This is a genomic window from Klebsiella pneumoniae subsp. pneumoniae HS11286 (genome assembly GCF_000240185.1).
Taxonomy (GTDB): Bacteria; Pseudomonadota; Gammaproteobacteria; order Enterobacterales; family Enterobacteriaceae; genus Klebsiella; species Klebsiella pneumoniae.
In genome coordinates, this window is the sequence record NC_016845.1 from 2755922 (window position 1) to 2781410 (window position 25489).

Sequence of the window (25489 nt, forward strand, 5' to 3'; positions counted from 1 at the left end):
GTCCTGAGCCTTTACGGCTATTTTTCTGTCCGCGCCAGCTGGGTTTTATCCGCCTCATGGGCGCGGTCCGCCAGCCCCTGGAACGCTCCGGCGCCATAGTATTGCGCGGGAACCGGCAATGCCTGCATATCGTGCCCTGGATAGATCTGCAGTTCGCCGAGGTCGCGTAAGCGGAATCCCCCGACCTGCTCCGGCATGGTCAGGCGATACGGCGGCATGGTTTCGAATGGGACCGGCGTCGGCAGCCGGTTTTCCTGTAGATCGTAGTTACGCTTCAGTACCAGAAACTTATCCGGCACCCGCCGGTGACTGTTCCACCAGTCGCCGTCGATCTGCTGAAACATCGCTTCCGTCTCACCGCGCGTCGCCACCAGCAGCCGGGTCAGCACTTGTTTCAGCGCCGCATCCATGGCCTGGTTATAATCCTCCAGCGAACCGCCGTGGCCGCTGAGGATGACATTAATCGCCAGCCTCGCGCCCAGTAAATTGGAGTAGAGATCCTCGGGCGAAAAAGCGGAAATCTCTTCGGAAAACCCGGGGACCGACTGGAAGCCATACCACTGGGCGATCTCATGCCACTGGGCGATTTCGAAGGCCAGATGCCCGGCGAGCCAGGCAGCCAGCTGATAGCGCTGCCTGACGCCCGCCGGCGGCGTAAAGGCATTCAGCTGCACGCGGCGCACGCCCAGTTCTTCACTGTAGAAGATCCGCCCCGCCTGGCCCAGCGTCGGCGCAATACGATTGAACAGATAAAAGGTGTTGTCCGCCGTATCGCGCACATGGGCGATATCAATAAACCCGCCGCGGCGGGTATAGATAAGCCCGTTCTTCTCCTCGCTGAGCCCCAGCAGATTTTTCACCGCACCGAACGCGCTGTCGTTGTAATGGTGCTTACCCAGCGTACCCAGAGTCAACACATTACCGATCTGGTACATCGGGATCGGAATGCCCGCCGCGCGCACGTGCAGGTCGTAACCAAAAGCGCAGCACGGTCGCAGCGACTCCGGCGGCGGCAGCTCACCGAGGGTGGGCGCCGTATGGATCGCCGTCACGGCGGGTAGCACCGGATCCTGCGCCAGCGCCGGCAGCGCCAGCGCCAGCGCGAATAATAGCCAGAAGGCTTTACACATCAACAGCCTCTCCACAGCAATAAAAGTGCGCGCATCTTACCGGCAGATAGCGCCTGCGGTTTTAGTTAAAAACGGTATTCAGCGCCGACAAAGAAACTATTGCGCGCGGAAAAGCGCTGGCTATCCCCCATTACCATCATCCTGCGGCAAGGTGGCGCGGTGATTGTATTCAAAAGGTGAATGTCGTATAACATAGCGCTACCGAGGGGTGTCCCGTGAGGGCTGAGATGGCGCAAGCCGAACCCTTTGAACCTGATCTGGGTCATGCCAGCGAAGGGACGGGTCGGCAATTTTGCCAGCATTACCGCCATTGCCTGTTCACACCCCTGCACGCCCGGATCTCCCCTGAATAAATGGAGGTCCTGTGATCGTTCCCGCTTTTAGCCAAGGTCTTTACGGCCGTTTACGCCAGCTGGCCGCCGCTGACTGGCAGCGCTATGTGGCGCATCCTTTCGTCCAGCAACTTGCCTCTGGGACGCTGGCGGAAAACGCCTTTCGTCGCTATCTGACCCAGGATTATCTGTTTCTGATTCACTTTGCCCGCAGCTACGCGCTGCTGGTGAGTAAACTGCGCACGCTGCCGGAGATGCGGGCCGCGGCCGCCTCGATGAATGCCATCCTCAACGAACTGCCGCTGCACGTCGGCTACTGTGCCCAGTGGGGGATTAGCGAACCGGAGATGGCCGCCCAACCTGAAGCCCCCGAAACTCTCAACTATACCCGCTATGTGCTGGATATTGGCCACTCGGGTGACGCGCTGGATCTGCTGGTCGCCCTGATGCCCTGCGTCGCGGGCTACGCCGAAATCGGTCTCGGCCTGCTGCAACATCCCGCCACCCGACTGGACGATAACCCCTACGCCTCATGGATCCGCAACTATGGCGATGAAGGCTATCTGCAGGGCGTCAGCGCCGCGCTGGCGCTGTTGGAAACGGTGTGGCAGCAGCGCGGGAGCGAGGCGCGAATCACTGAGCTGAGCGAGATTTTCACCACCGCCACCCGCCTTGAGGCGCAGTTCTGGCAGATGGGCCTCAACGCCGCGGCGGAGACCCGGGCGTGACGGCGCCGGGTATTGAGGTCCGTGGCCTGAGCCTGCATGTCGGCGACCGTCGGCTGTTCGACAACCTGTCGTTTACGGTCCCCGGCGGGCAGTGGGTGTCGCTGCTCGGCGCCAGCGGCGCCGGCAAAACCAGCCTGCTGCGGGTGATGGCCGGTCTGGCGCCCGCCACCCGCGGAGAAGTGGTCGCCAGCGATGGGCAACCGATTCAGGGCCGTCTGGCGTGGATGGGGCAGAAAGATCTGCTCTACCCCTGGCTGAGCGTTAGGGACAACGTCGCCCTCGGCGCGCGGCTGCGCGGTGAAAAAGTCGATCGTGCCCGGGTCGCCGCCCTGCTTGAACAGGTTGAGCTTTCATCCTGCGCCGACGCCCGGCCGGCGACTCTCTCCGGCGGTATGCGTCAGCGCGCCGCGCTGGCGCGCACGCTGTATGAGGATCGACCCATCGTGCTGATGGATGAGCCTTTCTCGGCGCTGGATACCCTCACCCGTACGCGCATTCAGACCCTGGCGGCCACCCTGCTGGCCGGTCGCACGGTGGTGCTTATCACCCACGATCCGCAGGAGGCCTGCCGGTTGAGCCACCGCCTGCTGGTCCTCTCGGCGGCCGACGGCGACATTGATGATAGCCATCACCTCGCCGGCACACCTCCGCGCGCGCCGGACGCGCCCGATCTCCTGATCGGCCAGGCCGCCCTGCTGCAGCAGCTGATGAGGGCCCAACCATGACTGGACGTCTCTGGCGCGGCGGCATGGTATTCGGCGGGCTGATGCTCCTCTGGGGTCTGGCCAGCCGCAGCGGCATTCCCCATTTTCTTTTACCGTCCCCGATGGCGGTCGCCGAGGCGCTATGGGTTAATCGCGCCTATCTCGGCTGGCATACGCTTATCACGCTCAGTGAGATCCTGAGCGGCCTGGCGCTGGGCGTGACGCTCGGCGTCACCCTGGCGCTGGGCATGATCCTCTCCCCCCGTCTGCAGCGCTGGCTGATGCCGCTGGTGCTCACCAGTCAGGCGATCCCGGTCTTTGCCCTCGCCCCGCTGCTGGTGCTGTGGCTGGGCTTTGGCATGAGCGCCAAAGTGGCGATGGCGGTGCTGGTGATTTTCTTTCCGGTGACTTCCGCCTTCTTTGATGGCTTGCGGCGGGTCAACCAGGAGTATCTCGATCTGGCGCGCAGCATGAATGCCTCCTTCGGCGCTCAACTGCGACATGTCCGCCTGATGGCCGCCCTGCCGGCGCTGGGCTCTGGCCTGCGCATGGCGGCGGCGGTGGCGCCCATTGGCGCGATCATCGGCGAATGGGTCGGCTCCGCCGAGGGGCTGGGCTACGTCATGCTCAACGCCAATGCGCGACTGCAAACCGATATCTGCTTCGCCGCGCTGTTTATTTTAGTACTACTGACCCTCCTGCTGTGGCTGGCGGTAGATACCCTGCTACACCGGCTGATCGACTGGTCGCCGGAATAAGAATGACGTAATAAAGGAAAACAGATGAAAAAGTCGCTATTCGCCGGGGCAACCTTGACGGCCCTGTTCAGCGGCCACGCGCTGGCCAATGAACCGCTGACGCTGGTGCTGGACTGGTACATTAATCCCGACCATGCGCCGATTATGGTGGCCGAGCAGATCGGCGCCTTTAAGGCCCAGGGGCTGGACGTCAGGATTGTCCCCCCTTCCGATCCCGCGCTGCCTCCGCGCATGGTGGCCGCCCGTCAGGCGGATCTGGCCATCACCTACCAGCCGCAGGTGCACTTCTTCGCTGACGAAGGGTTACCGCTGGTGCGTGTAGGGACTCTGATTAATTCGCCGCTGAATACGGTTATCGCCCTGGATAAGCAGATCAAAACCCCGGCAGATCTACAAGGCAAGAAGGTGGGCTACTCGGTCAGCGGAATTGAGCAGGCCACCCTGGCGACCATGGCGCAACATGCAGGGATCGATCCGGCCAGCATCAAACTGGTGAACGTCAATTTCCAGCTGACCAGCGCCCTGCTGGCCGGCCAGGTGGACGCGGTTATCGGCGGCTATCGTAATATAGAAGCGCAGGAGCTGAAGCTGCAGGGCAAAACGCCGGTGGTGATGAACGTCGAAGATTACGGCGTGCCGGCCTATGACGAGCTGGTGATTGTCGCCCATCGCGACGCAATTCATGAGGCGAAGATCCGTAAATTCCTCACCGCCCTGCAGGCGGGAGTGGGCTATCTGCGCGCCCATCCGCAGAAGAGCTGGGAGGCGTTCGCCGCCGCCCACCCGGAGCTTAGGACCGAACTCAACCACCAGGCGTGGTTGCAAACCGTGCCCCTGTTCGCCACCGATCCGGCAGCGCTGGATAAACCGCGCTACGAGACTTACGAACAGTTTTTATATAACAATAAGTTGGTGAAAAAAGTTACACCTTTAACAAATTATGCGGTGGAACTGCATTGAGTCTTGCTATCGCTGACGGAAGGCATTCCGTCAGCGCTTTAACGTAGCGGCAATAAAAATATAGAGACTTTCTCACTAATAATTACACTTTAAAGGGTTATAGTGACAGAGTGTTGTTCTATTATAATTCAGCGAGTTACGTTAATTTTGCCCCTGGTAAGAATAACGTCAAAATAGCGCAATCAATAAAACGTTGAATGCGGATTTAAAAAGCCATATATTGTGCGCGCTTTATGAATGCCAATTCAATTTCTTACACCAATTATTCAACCAGCGTTCAACCGCAATGCTGGTTGTGGGAGTGATATGATGACGGATAAAGTCCGTATTGATACTTTACGTGCCGATTTATTAGACGCAAACAACGAAACCTTTTTGGCCCGTCAGGCCGAATTCGAATCGAATGTCAGGAGTTACCCGCGTAAGCTGCCGCTGGCTATCACTAAAGCCGAAGGCGTGTGGCTGACGGATGCGGATAACAAACAGTACCTGGACTGCCTCGCGGGCGCCGGTACTCTCGCTCTGGGCCACAACCACCCTGATGTATTGCAGAGCATCCAAAGTGTCATTACCAGCGGCTTGCCGTTACATACTCTCGATCTTACCACCCCGTTAAAAGATCGCTTCTCCGAATACCTGCTCTCTTGCCTGCCGGGCGAAGGGAAAGAATATTGCCTGCAGTTCACCGGCCCGTCCGGCGCTGACGCCGTGGAAGCTGCGCTGAAGCTGGCGAAAAAATACACCGGTCGTACCGCGGTGATCAGCTTCTCCGGCGGCTATCACGGGATGACCCACGGCGCGCTGTCCGTCACCGGCAACCTGTCGCCGAAAGCGGCGGTTAACGGCATGATGCCGGAAGTCCAGTTCATGCCTTACCCGCACCTGTATCGTTGCCCGCTGGGCATCGGCGGCGAAGCCGGCGTGAAAGCCCTGACCTACTACTTCGAAAACCTGATCAACGACGTGGAGAGCGGCGTCCGTAAACCGGCGGCGGTGATCCTTGAAGCCGTTCAGGGCGAAGGCGGTGTGAACCCGGCGCCGGTCGAGTGGCAGCAGCGCATCCGCAAAGTGACCGAAGAGCACGGCATTCTGCTGATCGTCGATGAAGTGCAGGCCGGCTTTGCCCGTACCGGTAAATTCTTCGCCTTCGAGCACGCCGGTATTCAGCCGGACATCATCGTGATGTCGAAAGCGGTTGGCGGCGGGCTGCCGCTGGCGGTGCTGGGCATTAAAAAGCAGTTCGACGCCTGGGAACCGGGTCACCACACCGGCACCTTCCGCGGCAACCAGCTGGCGATGGCCACCGGCCTGACCACCCTGCGTCATCTGCGCGACAACAAGATCGCCGACAAAGTCGCCGCCCAGGGCGAGTGGCTGAAAGGTAAACTGGCCGAGCTGCAGAAACGCTACCCGGTGATTGGCCACGTTCGCGGTCTCGGTCTGATGATCGGTATCGAAATCGTCAAGCCGAACGAAGCGCAGGATCACATGGGCTGCTACCCGGCTGACGGCGAACTCTCTGCCCTGCTGCAGAAGAAATGCTTCGAAGCGGGCCTGATCCTCGAGCGTGGCGGTCGTCACGGCTGCGTGCTGCGCCTGCTGCCGTCCCTGCTGATCAGCGACGCGGAGCTGGACGTGTTCCTCGACAAATTTGAACAGGCCCTGCTGGCCGCCGGCGTAAAACCGGTCTGAGTGGAGTAAGTGACCGCCATGTCCACATTGAATCCGATTCTTGCTGGTTCAGCGCAGAGCGTTGAAGCCTATCAGCAGGTTATCGAGCAGACCAGCCAGGCCGTTGTGCAGTGGCTGAAGCAACCTGAGATGTATCAGGGGAAAAGCGTTGACGAGCTGCGTGAGCGTATCTCCCTTGAATTTAACGAACAGGGTTTGGGTAACCAGGCGGCGATTGATCGTGCGATCGAGTACTTCCTGAAAGATAGCCTGTCGGTGCATCACCCGCAGTGCGTGGCGCACCTGCACTGCCCGAGCCTGGTGATTAGCCAGGCGGCGGAAGTGCTGATTAACGCCACCAACCAGAGCATGGACTCCTGGGATCAGAGCCCGTCGGCAACCATTATCGAGATGAAGCTGATCGAATGGCTGCGCGCCCGGGTCGGTTTTCCGGCGGGCGACGCCGGCGTCTTCACCAGCGGCGGCACCCAGAGCAACCTGATGGGCCTGATGCTGGCGCGCGACGCCTTCTTCGCCCGTCAGGGGCACTCCATCCAGCAGGATGGGCTGCCGGGGGATATCCGCAAGTACAAAGTCTTGTGCTCGGAAAACGCCCACTTCTCGGTGCAGAAGAACATGGCGCTGATGGGCCTCGGCTACCGCTCGGTAACGCTGGTGAAAACCGACGAATTCGCGCGGATGGACGTGTCCGACCTGCAGGCGAAGATTGCGCAAGCGCAGGCTAACGGCGAGCAGATCATGGCGATCGTGGCCACCGCCGGCACCACCGACGCAGGCGCTATCGACCCGCTGCGCGACATCGCCGGTATCGCTGCGGAACATCAGATCTGGCTGCACGTTGACGCAGCCTGGGGCGGCGCCCTGCTGCTGTCTGAGCAGTATCGCGACTACCTTGACGGTCTGGAGCTGGTGGATTCCGTTACCCTGGACTTCCATAAGCAGTTCTTCCAGACCATCAGCTGCGGCGCATTCCTGCTGAAGGACGCGCGCCATTACGAGCTGATGCGTTATCAGGCGGCCTATCTGAACTCCGAGTTCGATGAAGAACACGGCGTACCGAACCTGGTGTCTAAGTCGCTGCAGACCACCCGTCGCTTCGATGCGCTGAAGCTGTGGATGGGTCTGGAAGCGCTGGGCCAGAAACAGTATGCGGCGATCATCGATCACGGCGTCACGATGGCGAAAAACGTGGCGGAGTACGTGAAGTCGCAGCCGACGCTGGAGCTGGTGATGCAGCCGCAGCTGGCGAGCGTGCTGTTCCGTTCCCGTCCGGCGCAGATGGCCGGGAGCGACGCGGCGGCTATCGCGCTGCTCAACCAGCGCGTCGGCGACGCCCTGCTGGCCTCCGGCCGCGCTAACGTCGGCGTAACCGAGCACAACGGCGTTACCTGCCTGAAGCTGACCCTGCTGAACCCGGTGGTGACGCTGGATGACGTGAAGGTTCTGCTGAACCTGGTGGAGCGCACCGCTCAGGAGCTGCTGGCGCAATAACCTGCCTTAGCGAGGCGGCGCCTGCCGCCCCGCTGTCAGCCTTGCCTGCAATAAGCCGATAATGTCCTTATCGGTCTTTTTTTATTTCTTTCCGCACCGCTAATGCTCTCTTCGCAGGGCCCGTTGACCCCTGCCCCTCGCGATGCCACAGTACTATCCCGAAAATAACAACGTTCAGGATAAACGTCCTGAAAATGGGGATGATGATGGAGAAACGCTTACCAGGGCTGGATCTCGACGCCCTGCGCAGCTTTGTGACCGGCATGGAGTGCGGCAGTTTCGCCCAGGCAGCGCTGCGCCTGTCGCGTTCCACCTCCGCGGTCAGCGCCCAGCTTAAAAAGCTGGAGAGTCAGTGCGGTGCGGCGCTGGTGACCAAACAGGGGCGCCATCTGGTGCTCACCGCGGAAGGCGAAAAGCTGATGAGCTACGCCAGACGCCTGCTGGCGCTCAATGATGAAACCCTGCGCGCGCTGCAGGGTGAGCGGCTCACCGGCGAGATCCACCTTGGTATGCAGGAAGATTTTGGCGAATCGCTGATGCCGGAGATCCTCGGGCAATTTAAACGGCATCATCCGCAGGTGCGGATAGTCGCCAGGGTGGATCGCAATGGTCCGCTGCGCCAGGCGCTGGCGGAAGAGGCGCTGGATCTGGCGCTGCTGTGGCAAACCGAAGATCAGGGTTCCGGGCTGGGCCTCTGCCCGCTGGCGTGGATTGCGCATCCTGACCTGGATATTCGCGCTCTGCTGGTCTCCGGCGAGCCGCTGCCGCTGGTGATGTTCGACAGCCCGTGCCTGATGCGCTCCCGCGCCATTGCCTGTCTCGATGCCGCGGGGATCCCCTGGCAGGTGGTGTTCGTCAGCCACAGCCTGAGCGGCATCTGGGCGGCGGTGCAGGCCGGGCTGGGCCTGACGATACGCACCCGCATCGGCATGCCAGGCAACCTGCGCCCCGCAGGAGGACTCCTGCCAGCTCCAGGAAGTCTGGCCGTCAGCCTGCGACAAACCCCGCGTGAGGAACACCATTCCGCCGCCGTGGCGCTGCTCGGCGAACTGATGACCGAGGCCCTGCAGGGATGGCTCAACAGGTGACACTGTCACGCCATCCCTGCGCGCTGATGTAGGCCGGGCAAGCGCAGCGCCGCCCGGCAATGGGTATAAGGGCTGGAGGGTTCCGTCCGCCAGACGCCTGCGCCGCGGGTCAGGCTTTGCTCTCCTGCAGCAGCTGCTGGATCACCTGCTCCTGGCGGGCATAATCCCCTTCGCCGAAGGCGGTATAACGCAGCTGTCCGCGAGCGTCGAAAATGTAATGCGCCGGCCAGTACTGATTGCCGAAGGCATTCCAGATGGCGTACTCATTATCCGCCACCACCGGGTAGGTTATCCGCCAGTCCTTCACCGCCTGGCGCAGCAGGGGCAACGAACGCTCCCAGGGATATTCCGGGGTATGAACGCCAATCACCACCAGGCCCGCCGCGCGGTATTTGTTCGCCCAGTCGCGCACGTAAGGCAGGGTATGCTGACAGTTGATACACTCCCGGGTCCAGAAATCCACCAGCACCACTTTGCCCTTCAGACGCTCCGGAGTTAACGCCGGGCTGTTGATCCATGCGCTGCCCCCCGCCAGAGAGGGCATCGCGCTGCTGGGCTGCGGCGCGGCGATCGGCTGGAGGCTGGTCTTTTGCTCCGGCTGCGGCAGACGGGCGGCCAGCCGCTGCTCCAGCGCCTGGCTCAGTCCACCAGCGCTTTGCAGATAGCGATCGCCGCCGCTAGCGATCAGCGCCACCGAGGCCAGCATTGCCCCCCCTGCCAACCGGCGCAGCCGTTCGCCGAACGCCTGTCCGCGACGCAATCTGGCGATCAACGCCGCCCCGCACCACCCCAGCAGGAATAACATCAGCGCCCCGCCGCTGCCGTAGGCCAGCAGCAAGCCGCCGGTAGTCGCCTGCCCCGGATGCACAAAGCCCAGGCTAAGTATCGCTCCCAATACCGGCCCGGCGCACGGCGCCCACAGCAGGCCCACCGCCAGCCCGGCCAGTAGAGAACCGATCCAGCCGCGCTGGCGTGAACTGGCATCGTTAAGCTGATTCCCCAACGCTACCAGGGGTGAGGTCAGCCGTTGCGCGACGCGTTGCGAAAGCAGACTCAGCCCGACCAGGGCGAAGAACGCCAGCGCCAGACCGCGGCCTGCGAGGGTCAGATTCACCACCCAGCCGCTGGCGACCGTCACCAGCCAGGAGACAGCGCCGAACATCAGCGCCATGCCTGCCAGCATGATCGCCAGCTGCCCCCGGCGGCCCCGGACGCTGGCGAACAGCAGCGGGATCACCGGCAGCGTACAGGGGCTCAGCAGAGTTAACATCCCGCCCAAAAATGCAATTAATATCGACATCGCCTTCTCCTCATTATGCCATCGCTGCCGAAAGTGGCAGCCACGACATTACAGCAAGGCCATGTAAGGCGAATGTGTCGGGAAAGGGGGAGAATTGTCGGCTTAGTTATCCGTTTTCCCCGAAGATACATCAGGATACAATCCCGCCGCGGCAAGGCGAACGCTGGCGTCCAGGCCGCCCTGCGGGCGGTTGGCCAGGCGCAGCGCGCCGTCCATCTGGCTGACCAGCTGCGCGGCGATCGCCAGCCCCAGGCCGGTGCCGCCGGTATCGCGATTGCGCGAGTCCTCCAGGCGATAAAACGGCTGCAGCACCGCCTGCAGCGCGGCCTCGGGGATCCCCGGCCCCTCATCCAGCACATGAAGGGTGATATCCCCCACGGCGTCACGGGTCAGGGTTACCGTGGCCGTCGTACCGAATTTCAAGGCGTTATCGATAAGATTGGTCATCACCCGGCGCAGAGCCTGCGGCGGGATCCACACCACCCCGGCGGTCTCTTCGGGACAAAACTGGACCGGCCGGCCGACATCGGCATAATCGCAGACGATGGTGTCGAGAAACGCATCGAGATTCAGCCGCTGTCGCGCCTCCTCCAGCGGCTGCGAGGTGCGGGCGAAGGCGATGCCCTCCCGCACCAGACGGGTCATATTGTCGAGATCCTGCAGTAGCTTATCGCGCAGTTCCGGCTGGTCGGCCATCTCCACCCGCAGCTTCATTCGGGTTATCGGGGTTTGCAGATCGTGGGAGATGGCGGCAAGGATCCGCGCTCGCTCCTGCAGATGATCGTGGATGCGCGCCTGCATCGCGTTAAACGCGCGAGCGGCGCGACGCACCTCCTCCGGCCCCTGCTCGGCCATAGTTCCCGCCGTGTCGCTGGCCGGCTCCAGGGCATTTACCGCGTGGGTAAAGCGGGAGATGGGCAGCAATACCTGGCGAACCGCGTACCAGGCGCAGGCCAGCAGGAGGACAAACTGAGCGATCAGCACCACCGGCAGCCAGCGGGCGATGGCCGGTAGTTTCGGCCACAGGTCGAGGGTCAACGGCGCGCCGTCGTGAAGGGTAATATGGGCCTGAATATGCTGCCGCGGGCCGGGGATCGCCACAATACTTACCGGATACTGCGCGCTCAGCGCCTCCTGCAGGGAGCGCGCTGCGTCCCGGGCGCGCCAGTTGTCCGGGTAATCGCCGCGCTCCCCGGCGTCCAGCAGATAGCGATAATTGCCGCGCGCCAGCTTCGGCAGCCATTGTGGGCGCTCAGCGGCCGGCAGGCGGTCAAGGATCGCCACGCTGGTGGCGACATCGGAAGCCAGATTGCCCAGCATCACGCTGCGAGCGCTGCTCATACGCTCATAAAACAGCAGCGACAGGGTTAAGGTATTCGCCAGCAGCAGCGCCAGAAACAGCAGCGCCATCAGCCTCGACTGCAGCGAGGCGGGCCAGAACCTCATTCATGCCTCTCGCGAATGGAGACCGGTACCGACAGCATATAGCCTTCGCTGCGCACCGTTTTAATGTAGGCCGGCTCGCGAGCATCCTCCCGTAGCCGCTGGCGCAGTCGGCTCACCAGCAGGTCAATTGACCGCTCAAACAGTTCCGCGTCGCGTCCCTGGGTCAGATTGAGCAGCTGATCGCGGTTCAGCACCCGCTGTGGATGGTCGAGAAACACCCGCAGCAGCCGATACTCCGCCCCGCTGAGGGCGACGATGGCGCCGCTGTCGTCCAGCAAATGGCGAGCGGCAGTGTCGAGCAGCCAGTCGCCAAAGGCGATCAGCCTGCCCGCCTCGGTGATCTGCAGGTTCGGCGGCAGCGCCCGGGTGCGGCGTAAAATAGCTTTGATGCGCGCCAGCAGTTCGCGAGCCACAAAGGGCTTAATCAGATAATCGTCAGCCCCCATTTCCAGGCCGAGGATCCGGTCGCTGTCATCGGTGCGGGCGGTGAGCATCAGCACCGGGATATCCTGCTGCGGGTTAGCGCGCAGCTGGCGACAGAGCGTTAAGCCATCCTCTCCCGGCATCATAATATCCAGCACAATCAGGTCAATTTGATGGTTTTTGAGTACCGACCACATGGCTTTGCCGTTCGCCGCGCCGCTGGCGCGATATCCCGATTTTTCCAGATAGTCGACAATCAGTTCCCGGATGTCGCGGTCGTCGTCGACGACCAGGATGTGGTCAATACGCTCCAAAGGCTGCTCCTGGGGCAAAATAAACTCTTCACAAGCATAAGCCGTGTTGCCGGAAGCGCAACGTCGCGCCGCCGGCAAGGCGCGGGTTACAAACGATCGGCGTCCACCACCGCCTGCACAAACGCCGTCGGATCCTCCTGCGGCGGGTTATGGCCCACAGCTCCCGGCAGATCCCGGTGCTCATATTTACCGGTAAATTTGGCACGGTAGCTGGCGGGAGCCGGATGCGGCGCGCCGTTATTCGCCCCTTCCAGGGTGATGGTGGGCACGGTTATCGGCGGTAGCGCCGCCAGCCGTTGTTCATAGCCGGCATACTTCGCTTCCCCTTTCTCCAGCCCCAGGCGCCAGCGGTAGTTGCTGATGGTGATCGCCACATGGTCCGGGTTATCCAGAGCCCGGGCGGTTTTGGCAAAGGTCGCGTCGCTGAATTGCCACTGCGGCGACGCCTGATGCCAGATAAATTTCGCAAAGTCGTGGGTGTTTTGCCGGTAACCGGCCTCCCCACGCGGGGTGGCAAAATAGAATTGATACCACCACGACAGCTCAGCCTGCGGCGGCAGCGGTTTTTCGCCAATCTGCTGACTGCTGATCAGATACCCGCTCACCGAGACCAGGGATTTCACCCGCTGCGGCCACAGCGCGGCGACGATATCCGCCGTGCGCGCGCCCCAGTCAAAACCGGCCAGATCCGCCTGCCTGATGTTAAGGGCGTCCATCAGATGGACAATATCGGCCGCCATCGCCGACGGCTGACCGTTACGCGGCGTGCTGGCGGAGAGGAAACGGGTCGTGCCGTAGCCGCGAAGATACGGCACGATCACCCGGTAACCCTTCTGCGCTAGAGCCGGCGCCACCTGGGCATAGCTCTGAATGTCGTAGGGCCAGCCGTGCAGCAGGATCACCGGCTGGCCGTCGCGTGGGCCGATATCCACGTAGCCAATATTCAGGTCGCCGGCGCGGATCTGCTGGATCTTGTCGAACGCCCCCGCGTCTTCAGCGGCGCAAACGGCGGCGGACCACAGGGTGGATAACCCCAGCGCCACGGCGCTGGTATAGCGGATCAGGGATAATCTGTTCATCGTTTTCTCACCTTTTATCGTCATCAAGAGAGTACGTGACCAGTAAAGCGGAAATTTGTATCCGCCATGTGCCCGACCGGGGCCATTTTTCTCTCTTAATGTCAGCGCAGCACCGCGAGATACAGTGTGATACAAAGTCGAGGTTGGCAATTGTTGCGGGCATGTGAATTTATGCTTGCCCCGGGAGATAAATCCGTTACCGTGGCAGGCATTTTTCACCACTTAAGAACGCAGGAACCCGCTATGGCGATTTTTGATGGTCACAATGACCTGCTGCTGAATCTCTGGCTTCACCATCGCGAGGATCCGGTGAGCGCCTTCTTTGCCGGGATAGAGAACGGCCATCTCGACTATCCGCGCATGCTGCAAGGCGGATTTGCCGGCGGGCTATTCGCGCTATTCGTGCCACCGCAGGAATATATTGCCCGTATGACGCCGCAATACGCCAGCCAACGATGGGATCCGATCGATATCCTCTGGCAGCAACTGGCCATCCTGAAGCAACTTATCGCGCACTCCGCTGGACGCTTGAGATTGTGTCTGAGCGCGGCGGATATCGAGCGCTGCCGCGAGGATAAGGTACTGGCGATGGTGGCGCATATTGAGGGTGCCGGAGGTTTTGATGGCGAGGGCCGCGACCTGCAGGCCTTTTATGCCGCCGGGGTCCGCAGCATTGGTCCGTTCTGGAATATTGCGAACCGCTTCGGCAGCGGCGTTAACGGTTCGTTTCCCGGTAGCCCGGACACTGGGCCTGGACTGACAGCGGCAGGTATCGATCTGATTAAGCAGGTCAATGCCTTGAAGATGCAGATTGACGTGTCTCATATGAATGAAAAAGCGTTCTGGGATACCGCCCATCACGCAACGTCACCGCTGGTGGCCACCCACTCCAATGCCCATGCCCTGTGCCCGCAGCCGCGCAATCTGACCGACCAGCAACTGCGGGCGATCCGCGACAGCGGCGGCGTGGTGGGCGTCAATTTCGGCAATGCTTTCCTGCGCGCCGACGGCCGGCGCGATAGCGACACGCCCTTAACCACCATTGTCCGGCATATCGACTATCTTATTAACATAATGGGTGAGGATCATGTGGCCCTTGGCTCGGATTTTGACGGCATCACCCTGCCGGACGAGCTGGGCGATGTGGCCGGCTTACCGCGGCTTATCAATACGTTGCGCGCTAGCGGCTATGATCAATTGGTGCTGGATAAGCTGCTGTGGCGTAACTGGCTACGGGTATTAAAAAATGTTTGGCAACAATAGGTTATATTGTAAACATAAAGTTAATTCCTTACAGATTCCGGGTTGATCTCTCTCCCGGTGAAGCGCAATATGCGGCAGCCGTCACAGATCCACCATTATCCGTGAGGCCTGTAGTCATTTTTAAGAGGAACAAAACATGTGGAAGAAACCTGCTTTTATCGATTTACGTCTCGGTCTGGAAGTGACGCTGTACATTTCTAACCGTTAATCGCCCCGCCCGCCGTTCGCGCGGGCACCTTCATTCATTACCCGGTCCGTCTTCATGTTCATTAAAGTCCTCGGTTCCGCCGCCGGCGGCGGTTTCCCGCAATGGAACTGCAACTGCGCCAACTGTCAGGGTCTGCGCGATGGCACCATTCAGGCTGCCCCCCGCACCCAGTCGTCAATTATCGTCAGCGACAACGGTAAAGAGTGGGTGCTGTGCAACGCCTCGCCGGATATCAGCCAGCAGATTGCCAATACCCCCGAGTTAAATAAAGCCGGCGTACTGCGCGGAACGCATATCGGCGGCATTATTCTCACCGACAGCCAGATCGACCACACAACCGGGTTGCTGAGCCTGCGGGAAGGCTGCCCACATCAGGTCTGGTGCACCCCGGAGGTTCATGAGGATCTCTCCACCGGCTTCCCGGTGTTTACCATGCTGCGGCACTGGAACGGCGGCCTGGTGCATCATCCCATCGCTCCGCAGCAGCCTTTTACCGTTGACGCCTGTCCTGATTTGCAGTTTACCGCGGTGCCTATCGCCAGCAACGCGCCGCCCTATTCGCCGTATCGCGACCGGCCGCTGCCGGGTCATAACGTGGCGCTGTTTATCGAAAACCGCCGCAACGGGCAGACGCTGTTCTATGCCCCGGGGCTGGGTGAGCCGGATGAAACCCTTCTGCCGTGGCTGCAAAAAGCGGACTGTCTGCTGATCGATGGCACCGTCTGGCAGGATGACGAGCTGCAGGCCGCCGGCGTCGGACGCAATACCGGCCGCGATATGGGCCACCTGGCGCTCGGCGACGAGCACGGGATGATGGCCCTGCTGGCCTCTCTGCCGGCAAAACGCAAAATTCTCATTCATATTAATAACACCAACCCGATCCTTAACGAGCAGTCTCCCCAGCGCCAGGCGCTAACGCAACAGGGGATCGAAGTGAGCTGGGACGGGATGGCAATCACCCTTCAGGATACCGCATGCTGATCACTGACACGCTGTCGCCGCAGGCCTTTGAAGAGGCTCTGCGGGCTAAAGGCGCCTTCTACCATATTCACCACCCTTACCACATCGCCATGCATAACGGCGACGCGACCCGCGAGCAAATTCAGGGTTGGGTGGCGAACCGGTTTTATTACCAGACCACTATTCCGCTGAAAGACGCGGCGATTATGGCCAACTGCCCGGATGCGCAAACCCGGCGCAAATGGGTGCAGCGGATCCTCGACCACGACGGCAGCCACGGCGAGGACGGCGGGATTGAAGCCTGGCTGCGGCTGGGGGAAGCGGTCGGTTTGAGCCGCGACGATCTGCTCAGCGAGCGTCACGTGCTGCCCGGCGTGCGCTTCGCAGTGGATGCCTATCTCAATTTCGCTCGTCGCGCCTGCTGGCAGGAGGCGGCCTGCAGCTCCCTGACCGAGCTGTTCGCCCCGCAGATCCATCAGTCGCGCCTCGACAGCTGGCCGCAGCACTATCCATGGATCAAAGAGGAAGGCTACTTTTACTTCCGCAGTCGTCTGAGCCAGGCCAATCGCGACGTTGAGCATGGCCTGGCGCTGGCGAAGGCCTACTGTGACAGCGCTGAAAAACAGAACCGGATGCTGGAGATCCTGCAGTTTAAGCTCGACATTCTGTGGTCGATGCTCGATGCCATGACCATGGCCTATGCCCTGCAGCGCCCGCCCTATCACACGGTCACCGACAAGGCGGCCTGGCACACGACCCGACTGGTGTAATCATGCAAAAAACGTCCATCGTTGCCTTTCGTCGCGGCTACCGACTGCAGTGGGAAGCCGCCCAGGAGAGCCATGTGATCCTCTATCCGGAGGGTATGGCCAAACTCAATGAGACCGCCGCGGCGATCCTCGAGCTGGTCGATGGCCGGCGCGACGTCGCGGCGATTATCGCCATGCTTAATGAACGTTTCCCGGAAGCCGGCGGCGTCGATGACGACGTCATCGAGTTCCTGCAGATCGCCTGTCAACAGAAGTGGATCACCTGCCGTGAGCCAGAGTAAACCCACCGTCAATCCGCCACTGTGGCTGCTGGCGGAGCTGACCTACCGCTGCCCGCTGCAGTGTCCCTACTGTTCCAATCCGCTGGACTTCGCCCGGCAGGATAAGGAGCTGACCACCGAACAATGGATCGAGGTCTTTCGCCAGGCGCGGGCGATGGGCAGCGTTCAGCTGGGCTTTTCCGGCGGCGAGCCGCTGACCCGTAAAGATCTGCCGGAGCTGATCCGCGCCGCGCGCGACCTCGGGTTCTATACCAACCTGATCACCTCCGGGATAGGGCTGACGGAGAGCAAACTGGACGCCTTCAGCGAGGCCGGGCTGGACCATATCCAGATTAGCTTCCAGGCCAGCGATGAAGTGCTCAACGCCGCGCTGGCCGGCAACAAAAAAGCCTTCCAGCAGAAGCTGACCATGGCCAAAGCCGTGAAAGCGCGCGACTACCCGATGGTGCTCAACTTCGTTCTCCACCGGCACAACATCGACCAGCTCGATAAAATTATCGAGCTGTGCATTGAGCTGGAAGCCGATGACGTTGAGCTGGCCACCTGCCAGTTCTACGGGTGGGCGTTTCTTAATCGCGAAGGGCTGCTGCCGACCCGGGAACAGATCGCCCGCGCCGAGCAGGTGGTCGCTGACTACCGGCAGAAAATGGCCGCCAGCGGCAACCTCACCAACCTGCTGTTCGTCACCCCGGACTATTACGAAGAGCGGCCGAAAGGCTGCATGGGCGGCTGGGGATCGATTTTCCTCAGCGTCACCCCGGAAGGCACCGCCCTGCCTTGCCACAGCGCGCGCCAGCTGCCGGTGGCGTTTCCGTCGGTGCTGGAGCAGAGTCTGGAATCGATCTGGTATGACTCATTCGGCTTCAATCGCTACCGCGGGTATGACTGGATGCCGGAGCCGTGCCGCTCCTGTGATGAAAAAGAGAAGGACTTCGGCGGCTGCCGCTGCCAGGCCTTTATGCTGACCGGCAGCGCCGATAACGCCGACCCGGTGTGCAGCAAATCCCCGCATCATCACAAAATCCTCGAGGCCCGGCGCGAAGCGGCCTGCAGCGACATAAAAGTCAGCCAGCTGCAGTTCCGCAACCGTACCCGCTCGCAGCTGATCTTCCAAACCCGGGACCTGTAATGACGCTGGCGACCCGCACCGTCACTTTGCCGGGCGGCCTGCAGGCCACCCTGGTCCATCAGCCGCAGGCGGATCGTGCGGCTGCCCTGGCGCGGGTCGCCGCCGGCAGCCACCACGAACCGTCGCGCTTCCCTGGGCTGGCGCACCTGCTGGAACATCTGCTGTTTTACGGCGGAGAGCGCTACCAGGATGATGACCGACTGATGGGCTGGGTGCAGCGCCAGGGCGGAAGCGTGAATGCCACCACCCTGGCTCGCCATAGCGCGTTCTTTTTCGAGGTTGCCGCCGATGCTCTGGCTGATGGTGTCGCGCGTCTACAGGAGATGCTGCAGGCCCCGCTGCTGCTCAGGGAAGATATTCAGCGCGAAGTGGCGGTGATTGACGCCGAGTACCGCCTGATCCAGCAGCATGAGCCATCGCGCCGGGAAGCCGCGGTGCGCCACGCCGCCAGCGCGCCCGCGGCGTTTCGCCGCTTTCAGGTTGGCAGCGCCGACGCGCTGGCGGGCGATCTCGCTGCGCTGCAGGCCGCCTTAGGCGATTTTCACCGCACCCATTACGTCGCCCGGCGAATGCAGCTCTGGCTGCAGGGGCCGCAGTCGCTGGAGGCTCTCGGCGAGCTGGCGGCCCGTTCGCCGCCGGGCTTGCCGCAGGCGAGGCTCCGCCGCCGGCGCCGCCGCTGCGCCTGGGCGAGTTCACTGCACTGCAGCTGGCGGTCTCCAGCCAGCCCGCGCTGTGGCGCTGCCCGCTGATCGCTTTAAGTGACAACGTCACGTTACTGCGCGAGTTTTTGCTGGATGAAGCCCCCGGCAGCCTGATGGCCGGCCTGCGCCAGCGCCGGCTGGCCGGGGATGTGGCGCTGAACTGGCTGTATCAGGATCGGCACCTCGGCTGGCTGGCGCTGGTCTTCGCCAGCGACCGGCCGGAAGAGGTCGACCGGCAGATAACCCACTGGCTGCAGGCGCTACAGCAAACGACGCCTGAGCAGCAGCTACACTACTATCAGCTATCCCGGCGCCGCTTTCAGGCGCTGTCGCCTCTCGATCAGCTGCGCCAGCGGGCATTCGGCTTTGCCCCCGGCGCGCCGCCCGCCGGGTTCGCCGATTTTTGCGCCGCCCTGCAGGCCGCCCCGTCGGTCAGACTGGCCTGTCAGACCGTTTCCCCAGGGGAGCCTGTTGCCACCCAGGGCTTTAGCCTGCCGCTTAGCCGCTGGCGCCGCCGCCCTGAGTCTGACCCGGCGCTGGCGTTCGCTTTTTATCCGCAGGCCGCTGGCGATCTCGTTGCCAAATGCCCGGAGGAAGCCGCGCCGCTGCTCCACCTCCCGTCACCGGGAGAGCCGCCGAGGCTCCTGCTGCGACCGCCCTTCTACTGCTCGCCCGATCAGGCCGAAGGACTGGCGCGTGGGGAACAGCTGCGCCCACAGCTTGCCGCCCTGCGCCATGCCGGGGGACACGGCGAGTGGCATCTGTTCGACGGCAGCTGGCAGTTGACCCTCCAGCTGCCGGAGCCAGGCCGACGGCCGGAGGCGATCCTGCAGGCCATCCTGCGGCAGCTCGCGCTCCCGGTCGCCTCGCTGACCCCACCGCCGGAAAGTATCGCTATCCGTTATCTCATGGCTCAACTCCCCGAACGGCTGGGTACATGCGGGCATCAGAAAGGTTGGCTGGCGGCCCTGGCCGGCGGCAGCGCAGAAGATGCGCAGTGGATAGCGCGTCAGCTGAGCCTGATTACCGCCCCGGTTAATCCGCCGATGCCCGCTCCGGCGCCCTGCCGCCGCGGCGTCGAACGTCTGGTTTATCCGGGAGGCGATACGGCGCTGCTGGTCTTTATTCCGCTGCCGGATGGCGCCTCGCTGGCGGCCCTGCGGCTGCTGGCGCAGCATTGTGAGCCGCTATTTTTCCAGCGCCTGCGGGTGGAGCAGCAGATTGGCTATGTGGTGAGCTGCCGCTATCAGCGGGTCGCCGATCGCGACGGGCTGCTGATGGCGCTCCAGTCCCCGGATCGCCGCGCCGGGGAATTGCTGCGCTGTGGTAAAGACTTTCTGCGCCAGCTGGCCCCCATGGATGAGGCGACCTTCAGACCGCTACAGCAGCGCCTGGCCGCTCAGATCCGCGCCAGCAGGCCGCCAGAGGCGCGGGCGCTGTCCGCCCTGCGTCAGGAGTATGGTTTACCAGAGCTAACGCCGCAGGCGGTCGACGCGCTGCGCGTTGCAGAGGTGGCCGATCTGGCACGCGAAATGACCCGCCGGCGTCGCCGCTGGCAGGTGCTATTCACGACAGGGGATTAATGGCCGGGGGCATCCGGGGTCAGAAAGGCGCTGACGAAGCGCGTAAGGATCGCCGCGCCCTGCGGGCTCTCCTGCACCTCTTCGTGTAACCGCTGCGCGTCAATACCTTCCGCCTGCAGCACCGCCTCCCGGTGGCGGATCAGCGAACGGGCTATCGGCGCGGTAAATTCCGGGTGAAATTGCGTAGAGACCGCGTGAGGCCCATAGCGCACAATCTGGTGGGGATCGTGGGCGGACGCGGCCAGCACCGTGGCCCCTTCCGGCAGACGAGTCACGGTTTGCAAATGGCTCAGATGCGCAGGAAATGTAGCCGGCAGGCCGCTCAGCAGCGGATCATCGACACCCCATGGCGACAGCGTAATGGTTTGGCTGCCGCTTTCCCGCCCGCCAGGATGATACGCCACCTCGCCCCCCAGGGCATGGGCCATCAGCTGATGACCATAACAAACGCCGAACAGCGGCATGTCGATAGCCACCGCCTGCCGGATCCAGTCGGCGGTCCGTTCGCTCCACGCCAGACGATCGGTTACCATCGCCCACGAGCCGGTTAGCACCGCTAAGGTTTGGTTATCCGGCGTCGGCAGCGGTTCATCTTCAAACACCCGCACCGTGGTGAGCTGCGTCTGCCACGGCGCCAGCAGCGTGCGAAACCAGCGCGGCAGATCGCCATGCGCCTGGCGAATGGCCGTCGGCGGCGTGCCGGTCTGGACCAGCAGTAATCGGTTACGTGTCACCTTTCCTCCTCGCTCCGGGTCATGTTCCCGTAAAACACTATGCCGCCGGGAAGACGATGGGACAAATAACCAATTACTATGGACGATGCGCCTGCGGAATAAGTCCTGTCGCTTACTGGGCATCGGCGCTATCACGCTGCGGCACATCGGCTGCCGCCGAAGATGCCTGCTGCGGGACAAAAATATGGTCCAGGATGGCGCGCGCCGTCGGTCCGGCCACCACCCCATCCCCGCCGCCGTTCTCCAGAATCAGCGCCATCGCCACCTTCGGATGCTGATAAGGGGCAAACAGGGTGTAGAAGATATGGTCGCGCAGACGCACCGGGATCATTTTGGCGTTATAGGTCTGGTTTTGCTTCAGGCTAAAGACCTGCGAGGTCCCGGACTTCGCCGCGATCTGATACGGCGCAGTATGAAACAGCTTATAGCCGGTGCCGTTGGGCTGATTCGCCATCCCATACATGCCGTTGCGCACAATGCCCCAGTACGGGGATTTCGGGTCACCCACCTGCGGCAGGTTCGCCGGCTGCTGATAACGTTCCACATGGTTGCCCTGCTTCATCGAATAGAGCAGATGCGGATCCTGTACTTTACCATTGTTCAGCAGAGTGGTAAGCGCCTTCACCATCTGGATCGGGGTGGCGATCCAGTACCCCTGGCCGATGCCGACCGAGATGGTGTCCCCCTGATACCAGGGCTTTTTATGCACCCGCTGTTTCCACTCCCGGCTGGGCAGCACCCCGGCGTACTCCTCATTAAGGTCGATGCCGGTGGACTGGCCGTAGCCGAACTTGCTCAGCCATTCATGGATCCGGTCAATGCCCATCTCGAAGGCGACCTGATAGAAAAAGGTGTCCGCTGACTCTTCGATGGCTTTAGTCACGTTGAGCATGCCGTGGCCGGTTTTCAGCCAGTCGCGGTAGCGGCGTTGCGTGCCCGGCAGCGTCCACGTCGGCGCCCCGAAGAAGGTGGTGTTCGGGGTGATGACCCCAGCGGAGAGCGCCGACAGCGCCATATAGGGTTTGACCGTCGAAGCCGGAGGATATAGCCCCTGGGTGACGCGGTTGATCAGCGGCCGGTCCGGATTCTCCAGCAGCGATTTATAGGCCTGATAGCCGATACCTTTGACGAACGGATTAGGATCGTAGCTGGGACTGGAGACCATCGCCAGCACGCCGCCATCCCGCGGGTCGACCACCACCACCGCCGCCCGCTGTCCCTTCAGCACCGACTCAATATACTGCTGGAGATGAAGGTCGAGAGTCAGATAGAGGTTTTTTCCGGCCACCGGCGGCACCTCTTTCAGTAGACGCACCACCCGGCCGTGGTTATCCACCTCCACTTCCTGATAGCCGGTGGTGCCGTGGAGCGCTTTTTCATAATAGCCCTCGATGCCCTGCTTACCGATATTGCGGTCGGCGGCGTAGTTCTCCTCTTCGCCGTTTTTCGCCAGCCGCTGCAGATCGCTGTCGTTGATTTTCGACACATAGCCCACCACGTGCGCCAGCTCTGCGCCGTAGGGGTATTCCCGTTGTTGGTAGCTCTCCACCGTCACGCCGGGGAAACGGAATTCGTTGACCGCGAAGCGGGCCACCTCCACATCGCTGAGGTCTGACTTGAGGGTGACCGCTTTGTAGCGGCTGGTGTGGTGCATATCGTCGCGAAAGCTGGCGATGTCGTCCGGCGTCAGGTCGACGATAGGCGTCAGCTGCTGCAACAGCGCGGCCATATCGTGAATTTTGCTCGGGATCACCTGCAGGCGATACAGGGTGATATTCTGCACCAGCGGAATGCCGTTGCGATCGAATATCAGCCCGCGGCTGGGGGCGATGGGCAGCATTTTGATGTCGTTCTGGTTTGACCGGGTCTGGTAAAAATCGTGCTGCTCCACCTGCAGATGGTAGAGGTTAACGATCAGCACGCCAAAGCAGACCACCACCAGCAGAAAAGCAATTGCGGCCCGGCGGATAAACAGCATCTCTTCCGCGGAGTGGTCGCGAATTTCGTCTCTCAAAAGGGGCATTAGCGGTACATCACCTGAATCACTGGAAAAGCCAACGGCGTAACGGCCGGGAAGCATAGCCTTATCGCAGCGTCAGCCCTACTGAAAGGTTGCTAATGATCTGGCAGAAATGTTTCAGCATGTTAGAGGGATCGTTATTCTTAACCTTGCCCGTGACGCGTCAGGCTATATTCACGATGCCCGACGCGTCGGCGCAGCTCACTGTTCTGCGCGGGCCGCCACGTGGGAGGTAGCCGACTTCCCTGAGGTATAGATTAAGTACAGCGCGAGGGCCAGACATATCACCGCCGCCAGTCGCGCCGGCGAGAACGCCATCGTGCTGTTGCCCAGCCAGCCAAAGTTGTCGATCAGCAGGCTCATCGTCAGCTGGCCAAAGATCACCGCCACGGTGGCCGTAGCGGTGCCTATCCGCTGCACCGCCAGCACCATAATGACGATGTAGGGCACGCCGCAAAATGCGCCCAGCAGCTGCCACTTAGGCACCTGTAGCAGGTTTACCGACGTCGCTGGAGCAAAAAACAGGATCAGCAATCCCGTCACCAGCGCGCCGGTGGCGAAGGTTAAAAAGGCGCTGCGCAGCACCCCCACCTGGCTGCCAAGACGGCCATTTATCGCCGCCTGGACGCTAAGCAATGCGCCGCCGCACAGTGCCAGAATGATCACTATCGTATCCATTTCCCCTCCTTAACCCAGAGCCACCAGCAGTAACGCCGCCATAATCAACATCAGCGCCATGGCGCGCCGCGGATCGATTTTGCGCCGTGGGCTACCGAATAACCCGTAATGGTCGATCGCCAGGCTTTTCGCAATCTGACCCGCCAGGATGCCGATCATGGTCATGGCAATACCAATCACCGGCGTCGCCACAGTCAAGATCACCACGTACCCCGCCCCCAACAGACCGCCGGTGAGTTGCCAGCCGGGCAGAGAAAAGAACGACGGGCTGCTACGCGGGCTGAAAAAGAGCATCAGAAAAAAGGTTAACACTGCGCCAATCCCAAAGATGCTCATGGTTGCCCACAGATCCCCCACCTGGCTCGCCAGCGGCCCCAGCAGGCCGGCCTCGACCGATAATCCCATGCCGCCGGCAATCACTAATAAAATGAATAATAACGCCATTACTGCGCCTCCTCTGTACAACAGGCGGCTGAGGATAAAACAGCGTGCTGATGCGATAAACGGTATAATGCAGAAAACACTATTGCAGGAATTGCACAGATGGCCGATGCCAGCAGCGTCGATTTTCGCGCCCTTCAGCTTTTCATCGCGGTTTACGATAACCAGAGTTTTTCCGTAGTGGCCCGCCGCGAAGGGGTCTCTCCCTCGCTGATCTCGCGAACCATCCAGCAGCTGGAAGATGCCCTCGGGCAGCAGCTGTTCTACCGCAACACCCGTGCCGTGGTACCGACCGAAGCAGGACGCCTTTTCGCAGCGTCCGCCCGGGAACTGCTGGGACAGTACGCCGACGCGCAACGGGCGTTACAGGATCGGGCACAGGTCCCCGGCGGGCTGGTGCGGATCAATGCGCCGGTCTATTTTGGTCAGCGGCATATCGCCCCCTGGCTTCCGGAACTGGCGGCCCTGCATCCCAAACTGCAGTTTGACCTGACGCTGACCGACGATTTTATCGATCCCCATCGCGATGCGACGGATATCCTTTTTCGCATCAGCAGCCTGCCGGACGCGGGCTATCACGCCAGAGTGTTTGGCAGCCAGCGCTATTACCTGACCGCCTCCCCGGAGTATGTTTCACGGTACGGCAGCCCGACTTCGCCGGAGGCATTGCATCAACATTGCACGCTGGTGTATGGCGGTTCGCAGGGAGCCAACCGCTGGCTGTTTCGCCAGCGCGAAGAGGCATGGGTGCACTATCCGTTGACCCCGCTCATGACCTCGAACAATGCCGATGCCCTGCTCACTTCAGCCATCGGCGGGATGGGGATCGTGTTATTTCCCGACTGGATGGTCAGCGAGGCGCTGCACAACGGGACATTAGTCACGCTGATGGATCGCTATTCGGCGGCCATCAGCCACACGCCATCGTATATCGCGGCGATTTATCCTTATACCCGCCATCCCTCTCTCAACGTGCGGACAGTGATTGACTATTTTGCCGACGTGTTTGGATCGCCGCCCTACTGGCAGCGCTAATGCGAGTTTCGTAGTAAAACTTGTCATATCTCAAACAATTAGCATTTCTTCGCCCAGCTTGACGCGGATCGTTTCCTTTGCCGCCTCGTTACGGCTATGGTTACTAATGAGGTTAATCTCAATCTCCAGGCCGACACGGTCCCACCAGGGGGTTGCCTAACCCTTCATTGAACGGAAATAGCTATTAAATCCGTAGATTCATTCAAATATCGCTTATTGGTAGCAGTGTATATCGTAACGG

Annotated in this window: 25 protein-coding genes and 1 other annotated feature; of the genes, 15 read left to right on the forward strand and 10 right to left on the reverse strand. The window is 61.5% G+C overall.

Features of this window, described 5'->3' with window-relative positions:
• Positions 1 to 17 precede the first annotated feature (17 nt).
• Together KPHS_27500 and KPHS_27510 are read right to left on the reverse strand one after the other, a co-directional pair.
• Positions 18 to 1130, reverse strand: a complete 1113-nt coding sequence (locus KPHS_27500; RefSeq protein ID YP_005227050.1) for a DUF4056 domain-containing protein — start codon at positions 1128 to 1130, stop codon at positions 18 to 20.
• 65 nt (positions 1131 to 1195) lie between these two features.
• The gene (locus tag KPHS_27510) at positions 1196 to 1324 is read right to left on the reverse strand and encodes a hypothetical protein (RefSeq protein ID YP_005227051.1); all 129 of its coding nucleotides are present in this window, start codon (positions 1322 to 1324) and stop codon (positions 1196 to 1198) included.
• A 170-nt stretch (positions 1325 to 1494) separates the two neighbouring features.
• Here KPHS_27510 and KPHS_27520 point away from each other — a divergent pair, with 170 nt between their 5' ends.
• The 7 genes from KPHS_27520 (at position 1495) to KPHS_27580 (ending at position 8883) form a co-directional block, all read left to right on the forward strand.
• Positions 1495 to 2190, forward strand: coding sequence for a TENA/THI-4 family protein (locus tag KPHS_27520; protein YP_005227052.1), 696 nt, complete (start codon positions 1495 to 1497; stop codon positions 2188 to 2190).
• Positions 2187 to 2915 carry a putative ABC transporter gene (locus KPHS_27530; RefSeq protein YP_005227053.1) on the forward strand — a complete coding sequence of 243 codons (729 nt, stop codon included), beginning with the start codon at positions 2187 to 2189 and terminating at the stop codon, positions 2913 to 2915. Before KPHS_27520 ends, KPHS_27530 begins: the two co-directional genes overlap by 4 nt.
• Entirely contained in the window at positions 2912 to 3652 is a 741-nt protein-coding gene (locus tag KPHS_27540) for an ABC transporter ATP-binding protein (RefSeq protein YP_005227054.1), read from the forward strand. The genes KPHS_27530 and KPHS_27540 overlap by 4 nt, the downstream gene beginning before the upstream one ends.
• Positions 3653 to 3676: 24 nt before the next feature.
• The gene (locus tag KPHS_27550; RefSeq protein ID YP_005227055.1) at positions 3677 to 4612 is read left to right on the forward strand and encodes an ABC transporter ATP-binding protein; all 936 of its coding nucleotides are present in this window, start codon (positions 3677 to 3679) and stop codon (positions 4610 to 4612) included.
• A 306-nt stretch (positions 4613 to 4918) separates the two neighbouring features.
• Positions 4919 to 6304, forward strand: a complete 1386-nt coding sequence (locus KPHS_27560; protein YP_005227056.1) for a diaminobutyrate--2-oxoglutarate aminotransferase — start codon at positions 4919 to 4921, stop codon at positions 6302 to 6304.
• A 9-nt stretch (positions 6305 to 6313) separates the two neighbouring features.
• Entirely contained in the window at positions 6314 to 7795 is a 1482-nt protein-coding gene (locus KPHS_27570; protein YP_005227057.1) for an 8-amino-7-oxononanoate synthase, read from the forward strand.
• Positions 7796 to 7989: 194 nt separating this feature from the next.
• Positions 7990 to 8883, forward strand: a complete 894-nt coding sequence (locus KPHS_27580) for a LysR family NADH dehydrogenase transcriptional regulator (RefSeq protein YP_005227058.1) — start codon at positions 7990 to 7992, stop codon at positions 8881 to 8883.
• A 109-nt stretch (positions 8884 to 8992) separates the two neighbouring features.
• Here KPHS_27580 and KPHS_27590 read toward each other — a convergent pair whose 3' ends face one another.
• The 4 genes from KPHS_27590 to KPHS_27620 form a co-directional block, all read right to left on the reverse strand.
• Positions 8993 to 10183 carry a putative cytochrome c biogenesis protein gene (locus KPHS_27590; RefSeq protein ID YP_005227059.1) on the reverse strand — a complete coding sequence of 397 codons (1191 nt, stop codon included), beginning with the start codon at positions 10181 to 10183 and terminating at the stop codon, positions 8993 to 8995.
• A 102-nt stretch (positions 10184 to 10285) separates the two neighbouring features.
• Positions 10286 to 11629 (reverse strand): HAMP domain-containing protein, encoded by a 1344-nt coding sequence (locus KPHS_27600; protein YP_005227060.1) that lies wholly within the window; start codon positions 11627 to 11629, stop codon positions 10286 to 10288.
• A complete protein-coding gene (locus KPHS_27610) occupies positions 11626 to 12366 on the reverse strand; it encodes an OmpR family transcriptional regulatory protein (RefSeq protein YP_005227061.1) in 741 nt (246 codons plus the stop codon). The genes KPHS_27600 and KPHS_27610 overlap by 4 nt, the downstream gene beginning before the upstream one ends.
• Before the next feature lie 86 nt (positions 12367 to 12452).
• A complete protein-coding gene (locus KPHS_27620; RefSeq protein YP_005227062.1) occupies positions 12453 to 13445 on the reverse strand; it encodes a putative epoxide hydrolase protein in 993 nt (330 codons plus the stop codon).
• A 243-nt stretch (positions 13446 to 13688) separates the two neighbouring features.
• Between KPHS_27620 and KPHS_27630 the strand changes: the two genes are divergently transcribed.
• From KPHS_27630 to KPHS_27690, 7 genes are all read left to right on the forward strand, one after another.
• A complete protein-coding gene (locus KPHS_27630) occupies positions 13689 to 14708 on the forward strand; it encodes a proline dipeptidase (RefSeq protein YP_005227063.1) in 1020 nt (339 codons plus the stop codon).
• Positions 14709 to 14970: 262 nt separating this feature from the next.
• Complete coding sequence (locus KPHS_27640) at positions 14971 to 15897, forward strand: pyrroloquinoline quinone synthesis protein B (RefSeq protein YP_005227064.1); 927 nt, start codon at positions 14971 to 14973, stop codon at positions 15895 to 15897.
• The gene (locus tag KPHS_27650) at positions 15891 to 16646 is read left to right on the forward strand and encodes a pyrroloquinoline quinone synthesis protein C (protein ID YP_005227065.1); all 756 of its coding nucleotides are present in this window, start codon (positions 15891 to 15893) and stop codon (positions 16644 to 16646) included. Before KPHS_27640 ends, KPHS_27650 begins: the two co-directional genes overlap by 7 nt.
• A 2-nt stretch (positions 16647 to 16648) precedes the next feature.
• Positions 16649 to 16927, forward strand: a complete 279-nt coding sequence (locus tag KPHS_27660) for a pyrroloquinoline quinone synthesis protein D (RefSeq protein YP_005227066.1) — start codon at positions 16649 to 16651, stop codon at positions 16925 to 16927.
• Positions 16914 to 18056, forward strand: coding sequence for a pyrroloquinoline quinone biosynthesis protein PqqE (locus KPHS_27670; RefSeq protein ID YP_005227067.1), 1143 nt, complete (start codon positions 16914 to 16916; stop codon positions 18054 to 18056). Before KPHS_27660 ends, KPHS_27670 begins: the two co-directional genes overlap by 14 nt.
• Complete coding sequence (locus tag KPHS_27680) at positions 18056 to 18805, forward strand: coenzyme PQQ synthesis protein F (protein YP_005227068.1); 750 nt, start codon at positions 18056 to 18058, stop codon at positions 18803 to 18805. Before KPHS_27670 ends, KPHS_27680 begins: the two co-directional genes overlap by 1 nt.
• Positions 18056 to 20340 (forward strand) — a sequence feature (potential frameshift: common BLAST hit: gi|238894849|ref|YP_002919583.1| pyrroloquinoline quinone synthesis protein F). Its footprint overlaps the gene before it by 750 nt.
• On the forward strand, positions 18844 to 20340 hold the full coding sequence (locus KPHS_27690; protein YP_005227069.1) for a coenzyme PQQ synthesis protein F: 1497 nt from the start codon (positions 18844 to 18846) through the stop codon (positions 20338 to 20340). It overlaps the preceding feature by 1497 nt.
• Here KPHS_27690 and KPHS_27700 read toward each other — a convergent pair.
• The 4 genes from KPHS_27700 to KPHS_27730 all read right to left on the reverse strand — a co-directional run bounded on the left by KPHS_27700 (position 20337) and on the right by KPHS_27730 (position 24216).
• Positions 20337 to 21074 carry a glutamine amidotransferase gene (locus KPHS_27700; RefSeq protein YP_005227070.1) on the reverse strand — a complete coding sequence of 246 codons (738 nt, stop codon included), beginning with the start codon at positions 21072 to 21074 and terminating at the stop codon, positions 20337 to 20339. The two genes, KPHS_27690 and KPHS_27700, sit on opposite strands and share 4 nt — an antisense overlap.
• Positions 21075 to 21186: 112 nt before the next feature.
• Positions 21187 to 23052 (reverse strand): cell elongation, e phase, peptidoglycan synthetase, penicillin-binding protein 2, encoded by a 1866-nt coding sequence (locus KPHS_27710; RefSeq protein YP_005227071.1) that lies wholly within the window; start codon positions 23050 to 23052, stop codon positions 21187 to 21189.
• Positions 23053 to 23295: 243 nt separating this feature from the next.
• Complete coding sequence (locus KPHS_27720; protein ID YP_005227072.1) at positions 23296 to 23772, reverse strand: DMT family transporter; 477 nt, start codon at positions 23770 to 23772, stop codon at positions 23296 to 23298.
• A gap of 9 nt (positions 23773 to 23781) precedes the next feature.
• The gene (locus KPHS_27730) at positions 23782 to 24216 is read right to left on the reverse strand and encodes a DMT family transporter (RefSeq protein ID YP_005227073.1); all 435 of its coding nucleotides are present in this window, start codon (positions 24214 to 24216) and stop codon (positions 23782 to 23784) included.
• Between the two features lie 99 nt (positions 24217 to 24315).
• Here KPHS_27730 and KPHS_27740 point away from each other — a divergent pair, with 99 nt between their 5' ends.
• A complete protein-coding gene (locus KPHS_27740; protein ID YP_005227074.1) occupies positions 24316 to 25248 on the forward strand; it encodes a putative LysR-family transcriptional regulator in 933 nt (310 codons plus the stop codon).
• Positions 25249 to 25489 lie beyond the last annotated feature (241 nt).